This is a genomic window from Sedimenticola selenatireducens DSM 17993 (genome assembly GCF_000428045.1).
Taxonomy (GTDB): domain Bacteria; phylum Pseudomonadota; class Gammaproteobacteria; order Chromatiales; family Chromatiaceae; genus Sedimenticola; species Sedimenticola selenatireducens.
The window spans coordinates 14,290-33,450 of sequence record NZ_ATZE01000003.1; the positions used below are offsets into that span (position 1 = coordinate 14,290).

General features: G+C 58.4%; 19 protein-coding genes. 7 read left to right on the plus strand and 12 right to left on the minus strand.

What is annotated here, in order from left to right:
* Nucleotide 1 precedes the first annotated feature (1 nt).
* The 3 genes from A3GO_RS0103150 to gpmI are packed head-to-tail and all read right to left on the minus strand — an operon-like array spanning nt 2 to nt 4,199.
* A complete protein-coding gene (locus tag A3GO_RS0103150; RefSeq protein ID WP_029132160.1) occupies nt 2–1,327 on the minus strand; it encodes a S41 family peptidase in 1,326 nt (441 codons plus the stop codon).
* Complete coding sequence (locus tag A3GO_RS22340; protein WP_051301789.1) at nt 1,324–2,622, minus strand: murein hydrolase activator EnvC family protein; 1,299 nt, start codon at nt 2,620–2,622, stop codon at nt 1,324–1,326. Before A3GO_RS22340 ends, A3GO_RS0103150 begins: the two co-directional genes overlap by 4 nt.
* Nucleotides 2,622–4,199 carry a 2,3-bisphosphoglycerate-independent phosphoglycerate mutase gene (gene gpmI, locus A3GO_RS22345; protein ID WP_051301790.1) on the minus strand — a complete coding sequence of 526 codons (1,578 nt, stop codon included), beginning with the start codon at nt 4,197–4,199 and terminating at the stop codon, nt 2,622–2,624. Before gpmI ends, A3GO_RS22340 begins: the two co-directional genes overlap by 1 nt.
* 439 nt (nt 4,200–4,638) lie before the next feature.
* Here gpmI and A3GO_RS0103165 point away from each other — a divergent pair, with 439 nt between their 5' ends.
* The 4 genes from A3GO_RS0103165 to A3GO_RS0103180 all read left to right on the plus strand — a co-directional run bounded on the left by A3GO_RS0103165 (nt 4,639) and on the right by A3GO_RS0103180 (nt 7,152).
* A complete protein-coding gene (locus A3GO_RS0103165; protein WP_037374648.1) occupies nt 4,639–4,932 on the plus strand; it encodes an ArsR/SmtB family transcription factor in 294 nt (97 codons plus the stop codon).
* A gap of 260 nt (nt 4,933–5,192) precedes the next feature.
* Nucleotides 5,193–5,615, plus strand: a complete 423-nt coding sequence (locus A3GO_RS0103170; RefSeq protein ID WP_029132162.1) for a rhodanese-like domain-containing protein — start codon at nt 5,193–5,195, stop codon at nt 5,613–5,615.
* A gap of 43 nt (nt 5,616–5,658) precedes the next feature.
* Entirely contained in the window at nt 5,659–6,138 is a 480-nt protein-coding gene (gene secB, locus A3GO_RS0103175) for a protein-export chaperone SecB (protein WP_029132163.1), read from the plus strand.
* Nucleotides 6,139–6,144: 6 nt separating this feature from the next.
* Nucleotides 6,145–7,152 (plus strand): NAD(P)H-dependent glycerol-3-phosphate dehydrogenase, encoded by a 1,008-nt coding sequence (locus A3GO_RS0103180; protein ID WP_029132164.1) that lies wholly within the window; start codon nt 6,145–6,147, stop codon nt 7,150–7,152.
* 8 nt (nt 7,153–7,160) lie between these two features.
* Here A3GO_RS0103180 and trmL read toward each other — a convergent pair whose 3' ends face one another.
* Complete coding sequence (gene trmL, locus A3GO_RS0103185) at nt 7,161–7,625, minus strand: tRNA (uridine(34)/cytosine(34)/5-carboxymethylaminomethyluridine(34)-2'-O)-methyltransferase TrmL (RefSeq protein ID WP_029132165.1); 465 nt, start codon at nt 7,623–7,625, stop codon at nt 7,161–7,163.
* Nucleotides 7,626–7,642: 17 nt separating this feature from the next.
* Between trmL and A3GO_RS0103190 the strand changes: the two genes are divergently transcribed.
* The 3 genes from A3GO_RS0103190 (at nt 7,643) to A3GO_RS0103200 (ending at nt 10,550) form a co-directional block, all read left to right on the plus strand.
* Nucleotides 7,643–8,608: a dihydroorotate dehydrogenase gene (locus A3GO_RS0103190; RefSeq protein WP_157606695.1), complete on the plus strand. Its 966-nt coding sequence runs from the start codon at nt 7,643–7,645 to the stop codon at nt 8,606–8,608.
* Between the two features lie 112 nt (nt 8,609–8,720).
* The gene (locus A3GO_RS0103195; RefSeq protein WP_029132167.1) at nt 8,721–9,983 is read left to right on the plus strand and encodes an HDOD domain-containing protein; all 1,263 of its coding nucleotides are present in this window, start codon (nt 8,721–8,723) and stop codon (nt 9,981–9,983) included.
* 48 nt (nt 9,984–10,031) lie between these two features.
* Nucleotides 10,032–10,550, plus strand: a complete 519-nt coding sequence (locus tag A3GO_RS0103200; protein WP_029132168.1) for a peroxiredoxin family protein — start codon at nt 10,032–10,034, stop codon at nt 10,548–10,550.
* A gap of 63 nt (nt 10,551–10,613) precedes the next feature.
* Here the strand turns inward: A3GO_RS0103200 and A3GO_RS0103205 are convergent, their stop codons facing one another.
* The 8 genes from A3GO_RS0103205 to A3GO_RS0103240 all read right to left on the minus strand — a co-directional run bounded on the left by A3GO_RS0103205 (nt 10,614) and on the right by A3GO_RS0103240 (nt 18,948).
* The gene (locus A3GO_RS0103205) at nt 10,614–11,012 is read right to left on the minus strand and encodes a hypothetical protein (protein WP_029132169.1); all 399 of its coding nucleotides are present in this window, start codon (nt 11,010–11,012) and stop codon (nt 10,614–10,616) included.
* Nucleotides 11,013–11,035: 23 nt separating this feature from the next.
* A complete protein-coding gene (gene ntrC, locus A3GO_RS0103210; RefSeq protein WP_029132170.1) occupies nt 11,036–12,442 on the minus strand; it encodes a nitrogen regulation protein NR(I) in 1,407 nt (468 codons plus the stop codon).
* The gene (glnL, locus tag A3GO_RS0103215; protein ID WP_245621652.1) at nt 12,429–13,523 is read right to left on the minus strand and encodes a nitrogen regulation protein NR(II); all 1,095 of its coding nucleotides are present in this window, start codon (nt 13,521–13,523) and stop codon (nt 12,429–12,431) included. Before glnL ends, ntrC begins: the two co-directional genes overlap by 14 nt.
* A 370-nt stretch (nt 13,524–13,893) precedes the next feature.
* The gene (locus tag A3GO_RS0103220) at nt 13,894–14,688 is read right to left on the minus strand and encodes a DUF4124 domain-containing protein (RefSeq protein WP_084609718.1); all 795 of its coding nucleotides are present in this window, start codon (nt 14,686–14,688) and stop codon (nt 13,894–13,896) included.
* 71 nt (nt 14,689–14,759) lie between these two features.
* Nucleotides 14,760–16,166 carry a glutamate--ammonia ligase gene (gene glnA, locus A3GO_RS0103225; protein WP_029132173.1) on the minus strand — a complete coding sequence of 469 codons (1,407 nt, stop codon included), beginning with the start codon at nt 16,164–16,166 and terminating at the stop codon, nt 14,760–14,762.
* Between the two features lie 352 nt (nt 16,167–16,518).
* Nucleotides 16,519–17,670 (minus strand): cation diffusion facilitator family transporter, encoded by a 1,152-nt coding sequence (locus A3GO_RS0103230; RefSeq protein ID WP_029132174.1) that lies wholly within the window; start codon nt 17,668–17,670, stop codon nt 16,519–16,521.
* A gap of 4 nt (nt 17,671–17,674) precedes the next feature.
* Nucleotides 17,675–17,908, minus strand: a complete 234-nt coding sequence (locus tag A3GO_RS0103235) for a sulfurtransferase TusA family protein (protein WP_029132175.1) — start codon at nt 17,906–17,908, stop codon at nt 17,675–17,677.
* Nucleotides 17,905–18,948 (minus strand): tRNA (5-methylaminomethyl-2-thiouridylate)-methyltransferase, encoded by a 1,044-nt coding sequence (locus tag A3GO_RS0103240; RefSeq protein ID WP_029132176.1) that lies wholly within the window; start codon nt 18,946–18,948, stop codon nt 17,905–17,907. Before A3GO_RS0103240 ends, A3GO_RS0103235 begins: the two co-directional genes overlap by 4 nt.
* Nucleotides 18,949–19,161 lie beyond the last annotated feature (213 nt).

The following is a 19,161-nucleotide window of genomic DNA, read 5'->3' on the forward strand; positions in this document are numbered from 1 at the left end:
CTCAATTCCAGCTGTTATAGATACTGATGCCTTTCAACAGATTGAGGGCCTCGCTCAGCTGATAGTCGTCCTCAATATCCGGCACACGCGCGACCTTCGGCGCCGGCGGGGTGGGCCTAGCCGGATCCGCCTCGGGTGCCGCATTGCCGTTGCCGTTCTCCAGGTGGCCGGCCAGATCGGCCTCCTTGATGCGGGTGGACTCGTCTGTCTCATTACGGGTCAGCTTGGCATCGGAAAGCACAATGTCCGGCTTGATTCCCTCTCCCTGGATGGAGCGGCCGGACGGGGTGAAATAGCGCGCGGTGGTTAACTTGACCGCGGCGGTCTTGCTGACCGGGATAATTGTCTGCACCGACCCCTTGCCAAAGGTCTGACTCCCCATGATGATGGCCCGGCGATGATCCTGCAGGGCCCCGGCAACGATCTCCGAGGCGGAAGCGGAACCGCCGTTGACCAGCACCACAATTGGTGCGCCATCCAGCACATCGTCCGGCGCGGCATTGAAATCGAGCCGTGACTCCTCGTTGCGCCCCTGGGTATAGACCACAATTCCATCGGTCAGAAAGGCGTCGCTGATGGACACTGCCCCATTCAGAATGCCGCCGGGATTATTGCGCAGGTCCAGCACCAGACCCCTGATGCCGTCCTTGGACTCCGCCTTCAACTGACTGATCTTTTTCAGCATGTCATCCGTGGTGCGGGCCTGAAAGTGGGAAAGCCGCACATAGGCAAACCCCTCCTCCAGCATCCGCCCCTTGACGCTGGCCACCTTGATGATGTCCCGAACCACGGTGATGCGCAGCGGCTTCTCCTCACCCTCCCTGGCAATGGTGAGTATCACTTCGGTGCCCGGCTTGCCGCGCATCAGGCTGACCGCCTCTTCCAGACTCATGCCCTTGACCGGTTTTTCATCCAGCCGGATGATCAGATCACCGGCCTTGACGCCTGCCCGCTGGGCCGGCGTATCATCAATGGGCGATATGACCTTGACGAAGCCGTCCTCCTGCCCCACTTCGATCCCCAAACCACCGAACTCTCCACTGGTACCGGCCTGAAGATCAGCAAACTCCTCCTCGTTCAGATAGGAGGAGTGGGGATCCAGTCCGGCCAGCATGCCTCGGATGGCATACTCCAGCAGGGACTTGTCATCCACCGGCTCGACATAGTTCTCCTTGATGCGCCCGAATATCTCTGCAAAGGCGCGCAGCTCCTGCATTGGCAGTGGTGGTTTGGGCTCCTCGGCAAAGGCGCCCGAAGCCAGGATAAGCAGAGCGCCCGGGATTAAACCCAGGATCAGTAAACGTGCCAAGTCAAATCTTCTCTTCATACCTTGCTTCTCTGCTTCGATTGCCGCACCGGCATCGTTTTACTGACTAAGGAACCGGAATGGTGCAGGGTGGCCAGTTGCACCGGTTCCATTAAGGACGGGTATCCCAGGTCGCCCACCCGGTTGCCACGTATCGCCTCACACCACTGTTTGGGATTCACCGGACGACCATTGTAGCGTATACCAAAATATACCCCCGGATTGGTCTGGCCACCACTGTTACCCACCAAGGCGACCGGCTCGCCGGGCTCTACCCAGTCACCGGCCTCCTTGAACAGGCTCTGGTTATTGCCGTAGAGACTCATGTAGCCGTCGCCGTGATCGATAATCAACAACAGGCCAAAACCACGCAGCCAATCGGCAAAGGCGACCCGGCCATGGTGCACCGCCCGGACGTCCACCCCCTCGCTGGCGGCTATCACCACCCCGTCCCACTTCAGGTTTCCGGCCCTGGAATCTCCAAAACGGGTGGCCAGCCGCCCCTTGGCTGGCCACTTGAGACGGCCCTTCAGCTGTTTGAACGGCTTGTGTTTTTCAGTTTCGATCGGCAGGCTGGCAAGCTCCGACTGCAGCTTTTTAACCAGGCTTTGCAGTTGCCGCTCATTTTGTTTGTAGCCCTGAAGCATCTGCCCCTTGCTTTCGATCTCCTGATTCAGCAACGCCAGTACCTGCTGTCGTTGGTTCTGTTCCCGATCCAGGCTGCGCTGCTCCTCCAGCGCCCGCGCCTGGGTCTCGCGCATCCGTTCACTCTCCAGTTGTATGGTGGATTCGGTCTCCTGCAGCACTTCCAGCGCCTTGCCCAGCCGGCTGATCTGCTCGGCACGGGATCGGTTGAAGTAGTCGTAGTAGACCAGCAGGCGGCTTACCACGGCGGGGTCCTGCTGATTGAGCAGGATCTTCAGGCGCTCCTGCCTGCCCATGGCGTAGGCCGAGCGCATCTGCTGTTTCAAGGCCAGGCGGCTGGCTTCCAGTGCCTTGAGCTGACCGTTGCGCTCTTCCTGCAGTTGATCCAGGAGGCGCTGCTGCCGCTCCAGGCTGGTGGCCAGTACCCGCAGATGACGTGCCGTCTTGCCGATCTCCGTTTCCGCACGACGCAACTGCCCCTGCAGGGCCTGACGCTCGCGCTCGCGACCACCGAGTTGATTCTGCAACGTGGAGATCTCCCCCCGCAGCTGCTTCAGCTCCCCTTCCCGGCTGCTGATCAGCTCCTCCTCGGAAGCGGCCGACAGACCGCCCGGAACCGCCATAAGCAGCATCAGGGCAATCGCCATCCGCCGGAAGGAGTCAGGAGCCATCAGCCCTTTTGTAAACCGGTCGTGTCATCCTGTTCGGTCATTTCCAGCAGATTATGTCCCTGCATCTCGGAAGGCACCGCCAGCCCCATCAGGGTCAACAGGGTCGGAGCGATGTCACACAGGGCACCATTCTTGTCCAGGCGGGCCGGTCGGCCCACATAGAGCAAGGGTACCGGGTTCTGCGTGTGGGCGGTGTGCGGTTGATCATTTTCCGCATCCTCCATCTGCTCGGCATTGCCATGATCGGCGGTGACCAGCATCTCGCCACCCACCTGGCGGAGCGCTTCCACCACCCGCCCCAGACAATGGTCCAATACCTCGATAGCCGCGACTGCCGCAGCAAATTTGCCGGTATGTCCCACCATGTCGGAATTGGCATAGTTGCAGATAATGGCGTCATATTTGCCGCTCTTGATCGCATCAACCAGGGCGTCCGTCACCTCCGGGGCGCTCATCTCCGGCTTCAGATCGTAAGTGTTCACCTTGGGCGAGGGAATCAGAATCCTCTCCTCGCCTTCAAACACCTGTTCACGTCCACCATTGAAGAAAAAGGTGACATGGGCATATTTCTCGGTTTCGGCCAGGCGCAGTTGCCGCAGTCCGAGTTTGGAGATGTATTCGCCGAAGACGTTTTCCAGCCGCTCGGATGGAAAGGCCACCGGGATGTCGAATTCCTTGCTGTATTCGGTAAGGCTGACGAAACTGCTCAGGCGGGGAACCCTGGAACGCACAAAGCCTTCAAACCCCGGATCGATAAACGAGCGGGTCAACTGCCGGGCCCTATCGGAGCGGTAATTCATGAACAGAACCGCATCCCCGTCTTCAATGGTAACCGCCGCCTCCCCGGGCGACAGGATACAGGTGGGCTTGACGAACTCGTCCGTTTCACCCCTGTCATAGGCCTGCTGCAGGGCCGTCTCCGCATCCGTCGCTGTAAACTCGGCCTGGCCCAGCACCAGCATGTCGTAGGCCTGCTGTACCCGATCCCAGCGATTATCCCGATCCATCGCATAGAAGCGCCCGACGATGGAGGCGATCCGCCCTTTCCCCAGCTCGGCAAATACCCGATTCAGCGACTGAATGGAGGCGGCCGCACTTTTGGGCGGCATATCCCGGCCATCCAGGAACGCATGCACATAGACGCGCGAGGCGCCACGTTCCACCGCCAGCCTGGCCATGGCGTGGATGTGCTCTTCATGGCTGTGCACCCCGCCGGGGGAGAGCAGGCCCAGGATATGCACCGCCTTGTCCTCTGCAATAACGCGGTCGACTGCGTCGACCAGGGTTCGATTGGTGAAAAAAGAGCCGGTGCGTACCGAACGGCTGACCCGGGTAAACTCCTGGTAGACGACCCGGCCGGCGCCCAGATTGAGATGCCCGACCTCGGAATTGCCCATCTGGCCATCCGGCAGCCCCACTTCTGCACCGGAGGTGCTGATCAGGGTATGCGGACACTGCTCCCACAGGCGATCCCATACCGGTGTTTCGGCGGCCATAATGGCATTGGACCGGGGATCCTCACTGTATCCCCAGCCATCCATGATCAGCAGCACTGCAGGTTTTACTCTGAACGACATGTCCGTTTCCGACTCCGCTTGAGTGGTCCGCCTAAAGTTAAGGCTAACTCATTGAAAATAGCCGCGATATTACACTATTTTGGCTACTTCAACATTAAGTCTGAAAGATTAAAACCAGACATTAATTATGGGAAAACTATTTATACTGATTGAAAAACGGGATAAATTTACGTAAAACAGTTTATTATTGTATCTTTATAAAGAGTCGTTGTGTTTCAGTCGGTTGTCAGCAGTACCGGAGATAGGCTGTAGTGGGGTCTCAGCCCCTGTTGTCAGGCTTAACCATGGGTCCGTGCCCATTATCTGATATCCAACGTTTGTCGATTTAGATCATTACAGTTGTATTAACCAAGGTCCGGTGTGTATGGAACATAAATTTGGAAGCCCCAAGGTCCCTGTGCTTGAGTCGAGACACAATTTTGATGGCGATGTCGACCTGATGGCCGATGATGAGGATATCGAACGCGCATCCCGCTCGCTCAAGGCCATGTCGCACCCCCTGCGACTCAAGATCCTCTGCACCCTGGGTGATGAAGAGGTGAGCGTTCAGGAGATTGTCGAGCATGTGGGCACCTCGCAGAGCAATATCTCACAACATCTGGCCATTCTCAGGGATAAGGGGATCCTGGCCTCCCGCAAGGATGCCAACCGGGTCTATTACCGGGTCAGTGATTCACGCACCCTGAAGCTGATCGGCATGATGCGCGAGGTGTTCTGCTCACACGGACACTGATCGGGCGCATAAATGCCGGAATTCGGAACGAAACGGGAAGCTTGTATTCCCGTTTTGCTTTAGGGTCGGGTGAAAGGGCATGCCTGGAACGGAAACTTTGCCCATGCCACCGACACCACACCCGATTTACCCGCCAGCCGGCCCCGGCCCGGAGACGGTATTACGATTTCCTGCACAAACCGTGGTACCGCCCAGCCCCCTGGTCTAGAATGTGCCTCCCTTGTGACCCCTTTATTAACCAGATCCGGCAGCCGAGATTCATGCAACAGCTTATCGAATTCATCACAAACCACATTATTCTATTCTCCGCCCTGGTGGTGGTGCTGGTATTGATCGTCCAGAATCTGCTGGCCAGCATGGGGGGCAAATCCTCCGTTGCGCCTTTGCGGGCAACCCAGTTGATCAATCGTGAGGACGCCGTGGTCGTGGATGTGCGGCCAATTGGCGATTTCAACAATGGCCATATCGTCAATGCCATCAATATTCCCACCACGGCCCTGAAGAATCAGATCAATCAGGTGGCCAAGCACAAGGGCAAGCCGATTATTGTTGTCTGCCGTTCCGGTGCGCAATCTGCGGCTGCCTGCAAGGTCCTCCGGGATGCCGGAATTGACCAGGTCTATAATCTGCAGGGCGGGATGCTGGCCTGGCAGAGTGACAGCCTGCCCATCAGCAAAAAATAACCCTCCGTTTCCACAAGACTGACTGACAACCGAGATTCAAGCCATGACAGAAAATGCCCAAGCGACCGAACCGAGCCGCGAGTTCTCACTGCAGCGTATTTATGTGAAGGATATCTCCTTCGAGACACCCAACTCTCCCGCCATCTTTACCCAGGAGTGGAAACCGGAGTCGAGCCTGAACCTGAACAGCAACGTCACCAAACTGGACAATGACCTGTTCGAAGTCGTACTGACGGTCACCGTTACCACAAAGCTGGCGGAGAAGACCGCCTATCTGGTGGAAGTGCAGCAGGCCGGTATCTTTACCGTGCGTAACTTCCCGGAGGAGGAGATGGGACACATGATGGGTGCCTACTGCCCCAATATTCTGTTTCCCTATGCCCGGGAGGTCGTCTCCGACCTGGTCAGCAAGGGCAGTTTCCCGCAACTCCTGTTGACACCGGTAAGCTTCGATCAGCTGTACGCCCAGCATCGGCATGAACAGGCTAATCAGCAACAGGCCGCAGAGCCGGCAACCCACTGATTGCCGATGTCCGGACCGCCCGTCTTTGCCGTCATCGGCGCCGGCTCCTGGGGTACTGCCCTGGCTATCCTGCTGGCGCGCAATGGCGCCCGGGTACGGCTTTGGGGACATCTGCCTGATGAGGTACACAAGCTGGCACAGGAAGGTCAAAACAGCACCTTTCTGCCGGGTATCCAGTTCCCGGAAAAGCTGACTCCGACGGCTGACCTGGCGGCGGCATTGCGTGGCGCCGATGAGGTGTTGATCGCTGTGCCCAGTCACGCCTTTGCATCAGTCCTCAAGACCGTTGCCCCGTTGCTGGCGGACACTACCGGAGTGTGTTGGGCCACCAAGGGGCTGGAACCCGTTTCGGGACGCCTGCTCCACGAGGTGGCGGAGGAAATTCTGGGCCCGGGGCGCCCCATGGCGGTCATTTCCGGCCCCAGTTTTGCGAAAGAGGTGGCGGCCGGATTGCCGACAGCCGTCACCGTCGCCTCCGCTTCGACGGATTTCGCCGAGCGGATCGCCGGCTATCTCCACTCGGACTGCTTCCGCGCCTACACCAGCAATGATGTGATCGGACTGGAGATCGGCAGCGCAGCCAAAAATGTCATGGCAATAGGTGCCGGTATCTCGGATGGTCTTGCCTTCGGCGCCAACGCCCGGGCCGCATTGATCACCCGGGGACTGAATGAGATCATGCGCCTGGGTCTGGCCTTGGGCGGAAAGATGGAGACCTTTATCGGCCTGGGAGGTATGGGGGACCTGGTACTGACCTGCACCGATGATCAGTCGCGGAATCGGCGCATGGGCCTGGCACTGGCACGTGGACTGACCATCGAACAGGCCAGGCAGGAGATCGGTCAGGAGGTGGAAGGGATTATGGCCACCCGGGAGATCTACCACCGGGCCTGTGCCCTGGGCGTGGAGATGCCGATCACCGAGCAGATTGAGCGCGTCCTCTATGAGGGTCTCGATCCCCGGACCGCGGTGCAGGCGCTGCTGGACCGGGATCCCCGACCCGAGGCCGGCTGAACACGCGGCTATCGGGCGCCGGCAAATCCCTGTTGGCGCCAGGCCTCGTAGAGGATGATGGCCACCGCGTTGGAGAGATTCAGACTGCGGTTGCCTGCCTGCATCGGGACCCGGATCAGTTGCTCCTGCGGCAGCTGGTCCAGCAGGGCCTGGGGTAGGCCCCGGGTTTCCGGTCCGAACAACAGGATATCCTGCGGCTGATAGGTGACCTGGCTGTAACAGCGCTTGCCCCGGGTGGAACAGGCAAACAACCGTTGCTGGCCATGCTGTGACAGAAACTCGGCCATATCCGCATACTCCTGCAGACAGGCCAGGTCGTGATAGTCCAGACCCGCCCGCCGCAACTGCTTGTCCTCCAGGGTGAAGCCCAGTGGATGGATAAGATGGAGCCGGCTGCCGCTGTTGGCACAGAGGCGTATGATATTACCTGTATTGGGCGGGATTTCCGGCTCATACAGCGCTACATTAAACATGACATTGGAACCATTTGATGACGATTAGTGACTCGCCCCTTGCCGTTGATTTCTGTGGACTCAGGTTCAACACACCCCTGGTACTGCTCTCCGGCTGTGTCGGCTTCGGCGAAGAGTACACACGGGTAGCCGGCTTTAGCAACCGCGATGCGGGGGCGATCTGTTTGAAAGGGACCACCGGCGAGCCGCGCCTGGGTAACGCGCCGCACCGCATCTATGAAACCCCCGAGGGCATGCTCAATGCCATCGGGCTGCAGAACCCCGGCGTGGACAAGGTGGTGCGGGAGATCCTGCCGACCCTCGACTTTTCCGAAACCCGGTTTATTGCCAATGTCTCCGGCTCCACCATCGAGGAGTATGAAGAGGTGACCCGCCGCTTCGACGACTCCCCTATCGATGCCATCGAGATCAATATCTCCTGTCCCAATGTCAAGGAAGGGGGTGTCGCCTTCGGCAATGACCCGGTCATGTCCGCCCGCGTGGTCGAGGCGTGCCGACGGCTTACCAGCAAGCCACTGATCACCAAGCTCTCGCCTAATCAGACCGATATCGCCGCCAACGCCCGCGGCTGTATCGAGGCCGGCACCGATGCCTTCGCGGTGATCAACACCCTGATGGGTATGGCCATCGATATCGAAAGTCGCACACCCATCATTGGCAACAATCAGGGCGGACTGTCCGGTCCGGCCATCAAACCGGTCGCCCTGCTGAAGGTCCATCAGGTCTATCAGGTGTGCCGCGATCACGGAATTCCCATTATCGGCCAGGGTGGCATCACCAGTGCCGAAGACGCCATTGAATTTCTGATTGCCGGCGCCAGCGCGGTCGGCATCGGTACCGCACTCTTTTATGACCCCTTGATCTGCGGCAAGATAAACCATGGTATAAAAGCCTATCTTGAAAGACACGACTTGCCATCAGTCAGGCAGTTGACCGGTACCTTGACGCTGAATAGTCCCCGGCCGGCAAAAAACGGCTGCTGAACAGACCGACAGGTAAGTTTACAACCCGCCAAGGTTGTTTCCGTGCAGGTCAATCGGATCAATCAGAGCCCGGTTCCGGAGAGGACGGGAAGACGTTTACAGGGTTTAGCAAATGGATCGCAAATCAATTCGTCCCACTACCGATGAGCTGAAACACTTTATCCCGCTGCAGGCGCTCAGCGAACAGCAGCAGGTTCTGCTTGCCGGTGTTGCCGAAATCAGGACGGCACTTCCGAAGGAGGTGCTGATCGAGCTCGGCAGTGATGATAACAATACCTACTTTTTGCTGCAGGGGACCCTGGTGCTCGACTCCGCTGATAATCACCGGCGTGAGATCAAGGCCGATGATGCCTCCGCAAAATCACCCATCGCCCAGTTGAGGCCCCGCAAATACCGGGTCATGGCGCACTCTGCCGTGCGCTATCTGGTGATAGACAATGCTTATCTTGAGGATATCGCCCAGAACCACGGCTCAGCCAGCGGGGTCGAGGGCTATGAGGTAAGTGGCGATTTTCAGAACGAATCCAGTGCTTTCGAGGATCAACTCTCAACCCTGCTGCTGGCCGACCTGAAGCGGGACCGGTTGAAGCTGCCCAGCCTGCCGGAGGTTGCCATCCGCATTGGCCGGGCATTGGAGGACGGTGTCAGTGACGCCCATGATATTGCCGAGATCATCCAGATCGATCCCGTGATCACGGCCAAACTGATCAAGGCGGCAAACAGCGCAATCTATGGCCGGCGCAATCCGGTGGAAACCTGTAGCGGTGCCGTAGTCCGTTTGGGGGGTGATGTGACCCACAAACTGGTGCTCTCGTTCGCCTTGCGGGAGCTGTTCCAGACCGATTCAGCGCTGCTGAATAACCGCATGAAGGCGCTCTGGAAACACAGCACACGTGTTGCCGCCATCTGTTATGTTCTGGCCAAACAGGATTCCCGGTTCAAGGCGGAACACGCCATGCTGGTGGGTCTGCTGCATGATATCGGAGTTGTGGCCATCCTCAACTATGCGCAAAATTTTCCCGATGAGGCCATGCACGAGGAACCGCTGGACCGGGCGGTGCACATCCTGCGGGCGGAAATCGGCAGCATGATTCTGAATAAATGGGGCTTTCCCTCGGATTTTGTCATTACGGCGCTGGAGGCGGAAGAGTGGATGCGTAACAAGGGTACTGCACCCGATTACTGCGATCTGGTGATTATCGCCCAGTTGCACAGCTATATCGGCGACAACAAGGGTCGGCATTTGCCCTCGATCGACGAGGTACCGGCCCACAGGCGCCTTGAGTTGGGTGAATTGACACCGCGCATGAGCCTGAAGATCCTGGAACAAGCCAAGGACCAGATTGCCCACGCCCAGTCCTTGCTGAACATCTGATACCTGACCCCCGGAAAATCGTAAACCCCAACCTTTTGGAAAAGCTGAATGAATGCGCTGAAGGTTTTCTTCACCCTCCTCCTCGGGCTGCTGCTGACGGCCGGTTCCGCGTCCGCCGCCCGCCTGCTGACCCCGGTCGATCCCCCGACTGAGGCCCCCGCCTTCACGTTGCAGGATACCGGGGGTAACCGGATATCCCTCGCCGACTACCGTGGTAAGGTACTGGTGGTCAATTTCTGGGCTACTTGGTGCCCCCCCTGTCGTCGCGAGATGCCCTCACTCAACCGGGCCGCCGCCTGGCTGAAAAAGTATGATGTTGCGCTGATCGCCATCAATTCAGGCGAGCGGGCCGACAAGGTGGAAAAGTTCCTGCAGGAACAGCCGCTGGATTTTCCTGTCCTGCTCGACCCGGACAGCACCGTCTCCACCCAATGGAAGGCCACGCGCCTGCCGATAACCTATGTGGTGGATCCACAGGGCCGCCTGGTTTACCGGGCCCTGGGTAGCCGGGAGTGGGATGCACCGGAGCTGCTGGTCCCTATCAGGGGTCTGGGATTACCGCGCTAGCGATCACCCGGTACCTGCCGGGTGCTGTATCCAATCGGACCGTGCAACCGACCAGTCCCGGGGTCAGCTCGGGCGGATATGCTCGATGTAGTAGGGACGATCTTCCATGTTCAGTTTAACCGCCTCTCCGACCACCTTCAGATGCTGATCCGTCCCGGTGAAGCGCAGGTCACAATAGACCCGGCCCCGACCCTCGAACGGCAGCGGTATCATATCCCGGTAGGTATAGACGCTCTGTCCCACATCCCCACCCTCGCAGACAGCGGGGGTTTCGGGTGGCGCCTCCTCCACCGCTGCGTCGGTAAACACCAGCTCGCCTGATTGTCGCCAGCGAGTTCGCTCAACGGAGCCGGAGATGGTCTTGACAATATGGGCGGGGGAGAATCGCACAGTGACCGTGCCGCCCTCCACCCGAATGCTTTCAACGGTCGAGCCGGATAATTCAATACTGCTGCTATCCATTTGATATTCCTAAAAGTTTGCTGTCAGACATCACTACCTTCAAGACCCAGCTCCTTGATCTTGCGGGTCAGGGTATTGCGGCCCCAGCCCAGTAGTTTAGCAGCGTCCTGCTTTCGACCGCCAGTCTGCTCCAGGGCCGACTCAATCATGATGGTTTCAAATACCGGGGTTGCCTCATCCAGCAACGCCTCATGTCCCTGCTGCAGCCGCGTGCGCACCCAACTGCGCAGCGATGCGCGCCAGTCATCGCCTTGGGTCTTGGGTTCCTCCGACTCCAGCAGTTCCGGCGGCAGGTCCTTGATATGCACCTCCTGGCTGGAGGCCATCACGGTCAGCCAGCGGGCGGTGTTCTCCAGTTGCCGGACATTGCCCGGCCAATTCAATCGCTCCAGGGTAGCCAGGGTCTCCGGCAGCAGGGTCTTGCTCTCCACCCCAAGCTCTTCCGCGGCCAGGGAGAGAAAATGACGCATCAGCAGTCCGATATCCTCGCGTCGCTCACGCAGTGAGGGGATGTGAATCCTTATCACATTGAGCCGGTGAAAGAGATCCTCACGAAAACGCCCCTGCTTAACCAGCTGCTCCAGATTCTGGTGGGTGGCGGCTATGATACGTACATCCACATTCACCGGCTCATGTCCACCGACCCGGTAAAATTCGCCATCCGCCAATACCCGGAGCAGGCGGGTCTGCAGTTCCGGTGGCATATCGCCAATCTCATCCAGAAACAAGGTGCCGCCATCCGCCTGTTCGAAGCGGCCGACCCGGCGTCCCTGGGCACCGGTAAAGGCACCCCGCTCATGGCCAAACAGCTCCGACTCCATCAAGTCCTTCGGAATGGCCGCCATATTCAGGGCGATAAATGGCTGTTTGGCGCGCGGGCTGTGCCGATGCAGCGCCTGGGCAACCAACTCCTTGCCGGTACCGGATTCACCATTGATCAGCACCGTGATATTGGAGCGGGCCAGCCGCCCGATCGCCCTGAACACCTCCTGCATGGCCGCCGCTTCACCGATAATTTCCGGGCTGGACTGCAGCTCGTCCACCTGGGCCAGGCTGCTACGGCTCTTTCGGCAGGCACGCGACACCTGATCAACAGCTTCATCCACATCAAACGGTTTCGGCAGATACTCGAAGGCCCCCCCATGAAAGGCCGCCACGGCGCTGTCCAGATCAGAGTGAGCGGTCATGATAATCACCGGCAGATTGGGATGGGCGGCGGTAATTCTTTCCAGAAGCGAGAGCCCGTCCATGCCGGGCATGCGGATATCGGAGACAATAACGTCCGGCTGTTCAAGACCCAGCGCCTCCATCACCCCATCGGCGCTGGGGAAGCTTTTCACCGCCATACCCGCTTTCTCGAATGCCTTCTCCAGCACCCAGCGGATTGACCGGTCATCATCAATGACCCAGACAGAGTTAGTTGGCGGCATTTGGATTCTCCACTGGCAACAACACACTGAAAAGTGTCTTTCCCGGCTCGCTTGTGCACTCCACAAGCCCGCCGTGTTGATTGATCAGTGACTGGGCGATGGTGAGGCCGAGACCGACTCCATCCTCGCTGGCAGTCACCATGGGATAAAAAAGCTTTTCACGAATCGATTCCGGAATGCCCCGCCCGTTGTCCTCGATACCTATCTGGACCACCAGGCGATGACGCCGGTTGCCGATGGTGAACTGGCGCAGAATCCGCGTCTGTAGCACGATGCGGCCTTCCGGATGGTTACTGATCTCGCGGGCGGCATTGCGCAGGATGTTCAGCAACGCCTGGATGATCCGGTCGCTATCCACGTAGAGATCAGGAATACTGGGATCATAATCCCGGATAATGGAAATCCGCTCCCCGGATTCCGCCTGCACCAGGTTGCGTACCCGTTCCAACAGTGTGTGAATGTTCACTTCCCGTAGATTTGGCAGACGATCAGGCCCCAGCATTTGGTTAACCAGATTTTTCAACCGATCTGCCTCGTTGATAATGATCTGGGTATATTCACACAGCCCCGGATCAACCAGCTCCTGCTCCAACAACTGGGCCGCGCCACGCAGCCCACCCAGCGGATTTTTGATCTCATGGGCCAGCCCCCGGATCAGCTCCTGGGCGGCCTGATGCTGGGACAGCAGTTGCTCCTCACGGCTGATGCGCAACTGGCGATCTATCTGTTGGATCTCCACCAGCAACCCTGCATCGCCCTCACTGTCGGTAAGCGGTATTACCGTGCAATCCACGGTGGCCCGCTTGCCATCCGGCAGGGGCAGGCTCAGTTCACGCTCGGTGAAATGGTGACCGGTATGCAACGCCTGCTCCAGGTGCTGGCGGGTCACTCCCTCGGGACACTGGATCAGTGATTCTGCCGGGTTACCCAGCATGTGGCGAAAACTGACTTCAAACAGCATCTCCGCCGCCGGGTTCATATACTGCAGGCAAAGCGACCGGTCGAATAGCAATACGGCACTGCTCAGGTTCTCGAGTATCCGTTGCCGGGAAATCTCTGTGGTGTGAATCATATCCTTCATCGCTTTACCTGCTGCAAAAAACGAACCAAGAGTCGTATGCACATACTTTTCGCCGTGAAATAAGGAGTGGCGGGATATCTGGTGCAACTGCGGGTTCGCGCATCACTCCATCCATGCACTATTTTAGTGCATGGATGGGAGCGGACAATAGAGACCGAGCAGAAATACGGGCAATAATCGGCTATCTGCGGGTGATGCCCGGGTATGGAATTGGTTTCGAGGGGTGTCCTGTAGGAGCGGTCTGTGCGCGGGTGGGGAACCCTTCGTGGGTGGTGGTGAGAAATCAGGTAATTCTGTGAAAGCTCAGGCGGGGCTTGATCGGAAACAGAGGGTCTCCGACAAAAGTACCGAGCCTTATGCTGGGAAAGGTCTAATAATTGGGCTTGAAGGCCGGATTGGACTGGCCCGGCGTAGAGGAGATGGGTTTGCGTGGTGAATTGTAATCACTGGCATCAGAACCGGGATTGGCGGCTGGCTTGCCGGAATAGTCCGGCGCATCTCCTGGCTTATACTGGGGTGCATCGCCACCATTGCTACCGCTACCGGAGGGCGGCGGCTCTGGGGTCTTGCCATCTTCCACCAGAGAAACCTGGCGGACAAAAAACTGCACAATATTGGAGCGGACCAACAGACGACCGGCGGCATCATGGATACTGGCATGCACCATATGCCCGCCGCGCTCGACGTTGCTCAGCTGCAGGGTCGCGCCGGTGACTCGCTGATCAAGAATCCGCCCATCCAGGACCGCCTGTATATAGTGCCCCGATTGCAATCCCGGCTGTGCCTGAAAACGGATGGTGATAGAACCGCCATTCGCTTGCACTACCTCATTGTTGCTTGGCGCAAGGATAACGAAACTGCTGTAGTTTATGCCCTCGGGCGGCCTTGTGCCGGTGGCGGCACTGCCGCTCTGAGTACCGGTACTTGATGGAGTGTATATGGTAGGGTCCGAGAGCTTGATCTCCTCGGAATCCCGGGTCGGAGTATCGGAATAATGCACGTCACCCCTGCTATCAACCCATTTATAGATGGCCGCCTGACCGCAGAGTGCCAGTGACATCAAACAGATGAAGAAGACGCTTCTCATAGGGTGAGGATAGCTCACTGCCGGTGCCGCCTCAACAGCTCTCTCGATCAGGCGTATCAAAACGGTGACAAGCGTCATTCCCGGCGATGCACCTTGGAAAAAAACGCCCCCGAATCGGGGGCGTTTTTAGCGCGGTTACTACCGTCCGTTTACAGGCTGTAATACATGTCGAACTCCACCGGATGGGTGGTCATGCGCAGACGGGTCACATCATCCATTTTCAGACGGATGAATCCGTCAATCAGATCGTCCGTGAACACGCCACCAGCGGTGAGGAATTCGCGGTCGGCATCCAGTGCTTCCAGCGCCTGGTCCAGGCTGTGGCAGACGGTTGGGATGGACAGGGCCTCTTCGGCGGGCAGGTCATACAGGTCCTTATCCATCGCCTCACCCGGGTGGATCTTGTTCTGGATACCGTCCAGACCAGCCATCATCAGGGCCGCAAAGGCCAGGTAGGGGTTGGCGGTAGGATCCGGGAAGCGGACCTCCACGCGGCGACCCTTCGGGCTGTTGACGAACGGGATACGGATGGAAGCGGAACGGTTACGGGCGGAATAGGCCAGCATCACCGGTGCTTCAAAACCCGGTACCAGACGCTTGTAGGAGTTGGTGGAGGGATTAGTAAAGGCATTCAGCGCACGCGCATGCTTGATAACCCCGCCGATATAGTAAAGGGCCGTCTCGGACAGGCCGCCGTACAGATTGCCGGCAAACAGGTTCTCGCCACCCTTGGCCAGGGACATGTGCACATGCATACCGGAACCATTATCGCCCACCAGCGGCTTGGGCATGAAGGTAGCGGTCTTGCCATAGGCGTGGGCCACATTCCAGGTCACGTACTTCTGTACCTGCACCCAGTCGGCGCGCTGTACCAGGGTGCTGAACTTGGTACCGATTTCGCACTGTCCAGCAGTGGCCACTTCGTGGTGATGCACCTCAACCGGGACGCCCATCTCTTCCATCGCCAGACACATGGCGGCACGGATATCGTTCAGGGAGTCGACCGGGGGTACCGGGAAATAGCCGCCCTTGGTACCCGGACGGTGGCCGATGTTGCCGTCCTGGTAGACACGCTCGGAGTTCCAGCCAGCCTCTTCCGAATCAATCTTGTAGAAGGCGCCGCTCATGTCGGCTCCCCAGCGGATATCGTCCAGGATGAAAAACTCGGGCTCAGGGCCAAAAAATGCGGCGTCGGCAATGCCGGTGGAGGCGAGATAGGCCTCGGCACGTCTGGCCACCGAGCGGGGGTCACGCTCGTAACCTTCCATGGTGGAGGGCTCCAGGATGTCGCAGGTGATATTCAGGGTCACTTCATCCGCGAACAGGTCCAGCACCGCGGTCTCGGGGTCCGGCATCAGTACCATGTCGGATTCATTGATGCCTTTCCAGCCGGCAATGGAGGAACCATCAAACATCTTGCCGTCGGTGAAGAGGTCCTCATCGATGGTGTGAGCCGGTACGGAGACGTGCTGCTCTTTACCACGGGTATCGGTGAAGCGGAAATCGACGAACTTCACTTCGTTGTCTTTGATCATCTTCAGGACTTTTGAGGCCATGAGGTTCTCCAGCAGTTAGTATTTGAGATTATGCGGACCACAGCGTGGCCATCAATGAAAGATTCTTGCGATTTGGAACACCCCTACGGGGCACCAAAGCATGTCCTGTGTTTAGCAAGTACTGTGCCACGGTTAGGGCATCTGTTGACTCCCCCTCCCCAACCGGACAGAGGATTTTACTACGATTCCACCGGGGGCGGGAAACAGAAATGATTACAGGGGATTAGCACACCTTGCGCAGTAACAGTCCCGTTGAGCCCGCGTATCCCCAGGATACATCCCGGCTTCGCCCCAAAGGCCAGACGCACCAAAATAAAGCGAGTGCGGCCGTATATGCACCATAATGGTGCGGTTACCCATAATAGGCCCTGACCACTCCAAATTCCGGCCGCTCGGCCGCCTTCTCCTGGAGTGTCCGGGTAAATTTCTCCTGCGCCTCTCCGTCTGACAAATCGTCCAGGGAGAAGTAGACATCCACATTGATTTTCCCTGCCAGATAATGGAGCACGACCCGCCGCCGTTTTTCCGCGCCGGGAATACCGCGCCACTGCTGCGACAGCAGTTTTTCCGCTTCCGCCCTGAGCGGCAGACCCTCGCAGGGTATTGCCTTCTCGTCATCTTCCGGATCGATATGCACCGTGACGTCCATCACCTCGGTAATCTCATCCAGCAGGCGATCGATCACCATCTGCCCGATCATGTGGCCCTCTGAAACACTCAGCCAGGGCTCGACCAGAATATGCACATCAACGCTCGCTTCACCACCGATCCGGCGGGTCCTCAGCATATGGATATCCATGACACCGCCGATCTGATGGATAATCGCGCGGATACTCTCCAGACGCTCCTCGTCCAGCCCCTCATCCACCAGTTCCTGAAATGCCGGCCAGCTCAGATCCCAGCCGATCTTGGCGATCATCAGGCCGACACCGACAGCGGCGATGGCGTCCAGATATGGCAGTCCGGCCATGGTTCCACCCACACCGATCAATACCACCACCGATGAGAGGGCGTCCGATCGGTGGTGCCAGGCATTGGCCTGCAACAGATCCGACTTGATTTTGCGCGCCACCGCCGCCGTGTAATGGTAGAGCGCCTCGTTGGCCACTATGGAGAACAGGGCGGCATACAGAGCCAGCGGCTTCGGGTGCAGCAGGGCCTCCGGGGTAAACAGCCGCCCCACCGCATCCCAGGTAATGCCGATGGCCACCAGCACCAGCAGGATGCCCAGGCCAAGGGTCGCCGCAGTTTCAAACCGGCCATGGCCGTAAGGGTGCGCCTCGTCAGGGCCATGATTAGCCTGTTTGGCGGCGAAGTAGACCAGGCCATCCGATAACAGGTCGGAAAGTGAGTGTATGCCATCCGCCACCAGCGCCTGGGACTGGGCTGCAATACCGATAATGGTCTTGCTCGCAGCCAGCAGCAGATTGACCAACACCCCGACTACGGTGACACGTTGGATGGCCTGATAGCGGAGGCGCTTTGGATCGGTAACCTGATTCATTGGGTCAGCTGTCCTCACCCACCTCGACCACGATGATGTACTCGTTATCTTCCGTGCGCGTCTCGATCAGCTTATGGCCATTGATGCGACACCAGGCCGGAATATCATTGAGTGCACCGGGATCGGTACAGATGGCCTCGACCCGGGTACCCGGTGGCAACTCCTTGACCCGGTTTTGCACCCGGATGACCGGCATCGGGCAGAGCAGCCGCCGTGCATCCACAATCACAGGTTTCATATGTACCACTCCTGGGGAATCTCGTCCGCGCCCAGCGGCTTGACCGACAACTGCTGCTGGCGGCCATCCAGTCCGGTAACCGTCAATTCCACCAGATCCTCCTGCTTGCCCTGGCTGTAGCGGGCCACCAACCGGGCTGCCAGCGCAATATCGTCATCATTCACTGCTCCATCCAACAGTGCCAACGGTCCGGCATGGCTGGTGGTGAGGAGACTCACAAACTGCTTGCGATACCCTTGCAGAAAGTTACCTTCACCCTCTTCGCGGGAGATGATCACCTTGAAGTGCGGCCGTGGTCGCAGGTGCCGTCCCACCTTCAACAACATGATGTCATCCATCTCATACTGTTTCTCACCCCGCGCCCGCCACAAGTCGGCCAGCTTGACCGAATACTGCGCATCGGTCAGAAAACAGCAGCCACCGGCCGGCTGGGCATAATCCTTCAGCCCAAACTCTTCCGCCAGCGCCATCTGTGGCTTGCGGCTGCGGCCATTGAATCCGTACAGCCTGTCCCGGGAGATCCAACCTTCACGCTCCGGCAGGGTCGCCGGCAGGTTCTGACCCGACAGCGGCCGGACCAGGCGATCCGCCGCCCCGGAATCCCGCGCCACCACAGGCATAGTGTCCTTGCGCTGGGACATGGGGCGTTGACCGACCACTTCACCGGTAATGATAAAATCGAAGTCGTTTTCTGCCATCCACTCCTGGGCCTTCTTCACCATGAAGATCTTGCAATCCAGGCAGGGATTCAGGTTCGCCCCATAGCCGTGTTTGGGATTGAACACGATGTCCTTGTACTCCTCCACAATATCGATAATGTGCAGCTTGATTCCCAGCTGTTCGGCCACCCACAGGGCGTTGTTGCGCTTGGGCCTGGCCCGGTCCTTCTGGCGTATGGCGTGGGTGTGGCCTTCCACACAGAACCCTGTGAAGAAGTTGATTCCTTCCACATGGATTCCCTGCTGCTGGATCACTTTGGCGGCCAGCAATGAGTCCAGGCCACCGGAGATGAGGGCTACGGCCTTGCGTTGTCTAGTCATGATGGTATTAAAGTCTGGAGGCGTCTCGGCCTGATATTGTATGCTGTTGGCTCACCTCACTTCAAAGAAATGTTCAATTCACGGAAGCCGGCTGGGCATCCGCACCGGCTGACAAGACCCATTTCCGCGCTCTCTGGATCGGTGACAGGATTAACCAGGCAGCGTCATTTGATAAAACTGTTCTGGCGAAGACACCCAGAGTACCGGAAGACC